This is a genomic window from Micromonospora sp. KC606, from assembly GCF_004348675.1.
GTDB lineage: Bacteria > Actinomycetota > Actinomycetes > Mycobacteriales > Micromonosporaceae > Micromonospora.
Genome location: NZ_SMKN01000292.1, coordinates 1 through 5821, shown reverse-complemented (window position 1 = coordinate 5821; position 5821 = coordinate 1). Strand labels below are relative to the sequence as shown.

Genomic DNA, 5821 nt, shown 5'->3' with positions numbered 1-5821 from the left:
CCCGACCACGGGGACGAGCCTCGCTGACACCGGGCATCAGCGCGCCCCTCCGTGTCGCGATCGCGACACGACCGTGGTCCCCGCCCCGGCCGCAGCCTCGGCACACTGGTGGCGACGATCCATGGCAACAGCGAAGACGGTGACCATGACAGCGGTCGAGCGGATGAGGACGGACGGCGCGGCAGGCTCGGTCGCCGCCGTTGCCGCCGCCGGGAGACGGTCGTGACGGCCATCAGCGGTCCCCCGGGCGACGCCGTCCAGCACGTCACCGCCACCGCGGGGTTCGCCTACGGGGCCATCGGCGCGGACGTCCACGTCCATGGCGACGGAACCCCGCTGTACCTCCTCCACGAGGAACGACCCGGGCCACGGTGGGACGACGACGCCCTGCGCCAACTGCCCAGCCGGATGCTCGACGTGCACGCGCGGGTGGTGCCATTCACCGGTCGTGGCCGCGAGCGTGACGCCCTGCGCCGGTGGCGTGACGGCGAAGCCCGGCTCGGGGTGCGGCTGCTGCACGGTGCCGGCGGCCAGGGCAAGACCCGGCTCGCCGCCCGGTTCGCGGCCGAGTCCCGTACGGCGGGCTGGCGGGTCGTGCTGGCCAGCGTGAACATCGGCGGTGTGGCACCCCGGCCGGACAGTCAGGACCTGCGCCTGGACGAGCACCGGGGGGTGCTGCTGGTGGTGGACTACGCCGACCGGTGGCCGCTGACGGCGTTGATCTGGCTGCTGCGCAACAGCCTGCTGCACCGGCCGGACCGCCCCGGCCGGGTGCTGCTGCTGGCCCGCTCCGACGCCGGCTGGCCGGCGGTACGCGCCGAACTCGGCAAGGCCCACGTCCAGGTGGACGTCTCGGCGCAGGCACTGCCGCCGATCACCACCGGGATCGCCGGCGAACGCTCGAGAATGTTCGCCGCGGCCCGGGACGCCTTCGCCGCCGTCCACGGCATCGACGACCCGTCGCTGATCGCCGCGCCGATCGACCTCGACCACGAGGATCTCGGGCTCACCCTCGCCCTGCACGTGGCCGCCCTGGTGGCCGTCGACGCCCACGCGACCGGGGCGCCTGCACCGAACGAGCCCGGTCAGCTGACCCGGTACCTCCTCGACCGGGAGGAGGCCCACTGGACACACCTGTACGAGCAGCGCACACGCGGGCTGGACCACCACACCCCACCCAGCGTCATGGCCCGGACCACCCTCACCGCGGTGCTGGCCGGACCGCTGAGCTATCCCGCCGCGGTCACGCTGTTGGACCGGGTCGAGAGGGAGTTGCCCGCCGACCGGATCATCAGCGACCACGGCCGCTGTTACCCCGGCACCGAGCCGGCAGCGGAACCGACCGTGCTGCAACCGCTGTATCCCGACCGGCTCGCCGAGGACTATCTCGCCCACCGGTTGTCGGATCGGCACGCACGGCCGTGGGCGTCGGCACGGTTGCGGCAGGTGCTGCGGTCACCGGAGTCGCCCACCGAGGCCGCGTCGGTTGCTCGGGCGATGCTCTTCCTGGTGGCGACCGCCGACCGCTGGCCCCGGATCGCGACCGAGCAACTCCATCCGCTGCTGCGCGAACGGCCCTGGCTCGCCGTCATCGCGGGCAACGCGACACTGAGCATGCTCGCGGCCAGTCCGACTATCGGCCTGGCCGTTCTCGAGGCGATCGAGGCGGAGTTCCCCGCCGTCCCGTACGTCGACCTCGATCTCGGCGCCGCCGACGTCGCCGAGCGCACCGCGCACGAACGGCTGCGACGCGCCGACAACGACAGCGACCGGGCAAGCGTCCACGCGGTGCTCGGTGGCCGGCTGGCCAACGCCGGCCGGTACGACGCGGCGGTCGAGGCGCTCGAGAAGGCCACCGCGACGTACCGGGCCCTCGCCGCCGGTGACTCGGCCGAGTTCGTCGGCCTCCTCGCCGCCTGCCTGGACATGCTCGGTGTCGCCCGGGCCGGCCAGGGGCGGCGTGACCGGAGCGTCACCGTCGGCACCGAAGCGCTCCAGCGGTACCGACAGCTGTTCGAGACCGAACCGGACCGGTACCGGTTCCCCACGGCGCAGTGCCTGAACAACCTCAGCAACTGGCTGGCCGACCAGGACCGGGGCGAGGAGGCGCTGACCACCGCCCGCGAGGCTGTCGAGCTGCTGCGTCCCCTCGCCACGGCCGACCCGCGGCGGTACGAACCGTTCCTCGCCACCACCCTGGACACCGTGGCCAACCGACTGCTGGAAGCCGGTCGGCTGGACGAGGTTCTCGCCGTCACGCAGGAGGCCCTCACACTGCACAACCGGGGGGTGACGACAAACCCGGGCGCGCACCTTCCGCAGTACGCCAGAGCCGTGGGGAACCTCGGTGCCCGCCTGCTGGCCGCCGGTCGCCGGGACGAGGCGCCGGCTCCCATCCGGGAAGCGGTGCGCCTGTTGCGGGAGCTGGACCGGGACAATCCGCTGACGCACCGCTCCGAGCTGGCCAACGCGCTGCTCAACCTCGCCGCTGCGGAGAGCGGGCCACCCGCCCGGGAGGCGGCGACCGAGGGCGTCCGCCTGTACCGCGCGCTGGCCGGCGACAACCCGAGCGCACATCGTGGCGGGCTCGTGCTGGCGCTCGCGCGGTGGGGCGACGTGTCCGAACAGTCCGGTGACCAGGAGGCCGCCATCGACGCGTACGCCGAGAGCCTGCGGTGGTATCGCGAGGCGCCCGACGCGCTCGCGGCGATGCATCGTCCCCGGATCGCGCTGCTGCCGGCCCGGCTCGGTCGCCTGCTGGTCGAGTCCGGGCGGACGGCCGAGGCGACCGTGGTCCTCACCGAGTCGGCGACCGTGGCCCAGCGGCTGTTGGACCGGCTCCCGTTGGCTCCGTCCCGGGCGATCCTGCTGATGCAGCGGAGCATGGCCCTGATGGCCGAGGGGTCCCTGGACGAGGCCCAGCGCCTGCTCGGGCAGGTGATCGACCTGGCTCGCGACGTGGTCGCCGGCGAGGCCACGGGGCCGTTCGCCGACATCGTGGAGCTGCGGGCCGTACTGCTCGGGCGATCGGGCGACCACGTCGGCGCCGCGGCGGTGGCCCGGGAACTCGTCCAGCTACGCCGGGAGTGCCCCGGCGACGATCCGGGGACCCGCACGGCGGAGCTGTTGCGTGCCGTGGAGCTGCTCGCCGAGGCGTCGGCCCTGAGTGGTCGGTACGACGAGGCACTGGAGCCGACCCGTGAGGCGGTGTTGCTGTCCCGACCGCTGGCCGGGACCGACCCCACCCGCCTGCCACAGCTGGCCCGGTCGCTGGACCGGTTCGTCGCGGTCCGCCGGCGGTGTCGTACCGAGGCAGCCGAGGCTTTCGACGCGGCGCAGGAGTCCGTCCAGCTCTGGCGGCGGGCGGCCGACCAGGACCCGACCGAGCACCTGTCGGAGCTGGCCACCGCGCTGCACGTGCTGGGGCAGTGCCTGCACGGAGCGGGGCGGCAGGAGGAGGCGGTCGCCGCCACCGCGGAATGCCTGCGGCTCTGGCGGCGACTGGCCCGCTCCGATCCCGGGGCGAACGCCGGGATGGTCGGTGTCGTGGCCCACGGACTCAGCCGCCGGCTGATGGAGCTGGGACGCGACGAGGAGGCTCTGGCTGCGATCACCGAGTCGGTGGCCGTCCTCGAACCGCTGGCCGGAACCGCACCCGACGACCATCTGGCCGACTACGCCACGTCGTTGTGGAACCGGTGCGTCCTGCTGCGGAAGCTGAAACGAACCGACGAGGTCACGGCGGCCCTGAAGGTGGCCCTGCCGGTGCACCGTCGGCTCGCCGACAAGGATCCGGGCGCTCACCTGGCAGACCTCGCCGTCTGCCTGCACGACCTCGGCGTCTGCCTCAGACGACAGGGCCGCCTCGGGGAGGCGGTATCCCCCGCCGAGGAGGCCGTCACCATCCGACGCCGGCTGGCGGGGACGGCTGCGGAGCACCTGCCCGACCTGGCCACGTCCCTGCACAACCTGGGCAACCTGTGGGCCGACCTTGGGCGTGGCCACGATGCGCCCGGGCCCGTCGAGGAGGCGGTGGCCATCCGGCGACGCCTGGCCGAGGCGGATCCGGGAGCCCACCTGGGCGCGCTGGCCTCCGCCCTGGACGATCTCGGGGTGCTCCAGTCAGACCTGGGACAGCAGGGAAAGGCGCTGGCTCCCGCGACGCAAGCCGCCACCATCCGCCGACGACTCGCCGCCGCAGAGCCCGAGGTGTACCTGCCGGACCTGGCGATCACGTCGCACAACCTCGGCCTGCTCCTGGCCGACCTGGGGCAGGGCAAGCAGGCGTTGACCGCAGCCGCCGAGGCGGTCACCATCCGTCGCCGACTGGCCGGCGGGGACCGGGGCACGTACCTGCCCCCGCTGGCGAGATCGTTGTCCGCCTACGCTCGGGTCTGTCTGCTGACCGGCCGGAACCTGCCCGGCGCGGTCAGGGCGGCCCGAGAGTCGGTCGAGCTGCACACCACGCTCGCCCAACGCGACCCGCAACGCTTCGGCGCGGCTTTCCTCCAGGCGTGTCACCTCCTGGCCGACGCGCTGGACCGGTGCGGGGAACCGGCGGAGGCCGCGGTCATGCGACGGCATCTCGACACGCGCCGAGCCGGCGGCACCGCCCGCTGACACCACTCCGGCCCCCGCGCGGGGGTGAATACGGGCATCATGGGCCTCTCCGCACCCCACCGCGCGGTGTTCATCGCGAGCCCGACGAAAGGTGATCAATGCAACGGGCGTTCCTACAGCCGGACGATGTGCGCGACCTGGTAGCGGACCAGTTCGGCGCTGCCCGCCGTCCCATCGCGCTGGACCGGCTGACCGGCGGCAGCAGGAAGGGCGTCTACCGGCTACGGCTGGACGACCAGACCAAGGTGATCCTCTATGTGTGGGCGGCCGTTGAGAACTACTGGCCGCCGTGGTCGGTGGACCGGGCGCTCAGCCATCTCCACACCGCAGCCACCCGCGACGCCCGGCTGGCCGACGCACACGACCGGATCGCCGGACATGTGCGTCGCCTCCGTGGCGCGGTCACGGCTCGTGAGACGTACGGGCTGGTCCACGGCGAACTCGGGCCGGATCACGTACTCGTCACGCCCGCCGGCGAACCTGTCATGATCGATTTCGAGGGCCTGACGTACTTCGACGTCGAATGGGATCACGCCTGGCTACAGATGCGCTTCGGCGACGCGTACCCGCTGCTGCGCCCGGTCGACCTCGACCCACACCGGTTGGAGCTCTACCGGTACGCGCAGGTGCTGTCCCTGATCGAGGGTCCGCTGCGGATCGCGGACACCGACTTCCCCGGTCGGCAGTGGATGCTGGATCTGGCCGAGTGGAACATCGGCAAGGCGCTCGCCGTCCCCTGACGGGCACGAGCGCCACGGCCCACCAGTGTACGTGTCGCCGCAGTCACCCCAGGCGGTGTCGACGAGCGCCGGCGGCACCTGGGCGGCCGGTCCACGCAGGCTGACCGAGGTAATCCGGTCCAGCGGAATCTGCTGCGGGTTGACCTGAATCACCGTCGCGCCGAGGCGGGCCGCAGGCACCCGTGGCCGACATGGTCGATGGCCTCGACACACGAAGCGGGCCGAACTTCTGCGCGCCCGTGGTGGACGAACCAGACAGGACCGTTCGCGCCAAGGAGGCCCCGATGTTCACCCGTCCCACTGTCGCCGTCACGCTCGCCCTGACCGCGGCGCTGCTCGCCGGCTGCGGTGATGAGCCGGTCTCGCCGATCACCGGCCAGCCCGCCACCGGGCCGACCACCTCGCCCACCGTCGCCCCGACGACCGTCGCGAGCACGCCGGCGCCGCCCACCACCCGCACC

2 protein-coding genes are annotated in these 5821 nt (G+C 73.1%); both read left to right on the top strand.

Going from position 1 to position 5821, the window contains the following annotated elements; genetic code table 11:
* Window positions 1-222 precede the first annotated feature (222 nt).
* Window positions 223-4620, top strand: a complete 4398-nt coding sequence (locus E1193_RS29480; protein WP_132186428.1) for a tetratricopeptide repeat protein — start codon at window positions 223-225, stop codon at window positions 4618-4620.
* Window positions 4621-4718: 98 nt separating this feature from the next.
* Window positions 4719-5360 (top strand): phosphotransferase, encoded by a 642-nt coding sequence (locus E1193_RS29475; protein WP_132186427.1) that lies wholly within the window; start codon window positions 4719-4721, stop codon window positions 5358-5360.
* Window positions 5361-5821 lie beyond the last annotated feature (461 nt).

What these genes read in the sequence shown, in the direction of transcription:
- E1193_RS29475 (WP_132186427.1), top strand. Translation starts at nt 4,719, where the DNA reads ATGCAACGGGCGTTCCTACAGCCGGACGATGTGCGCGACCTGGTAGCG.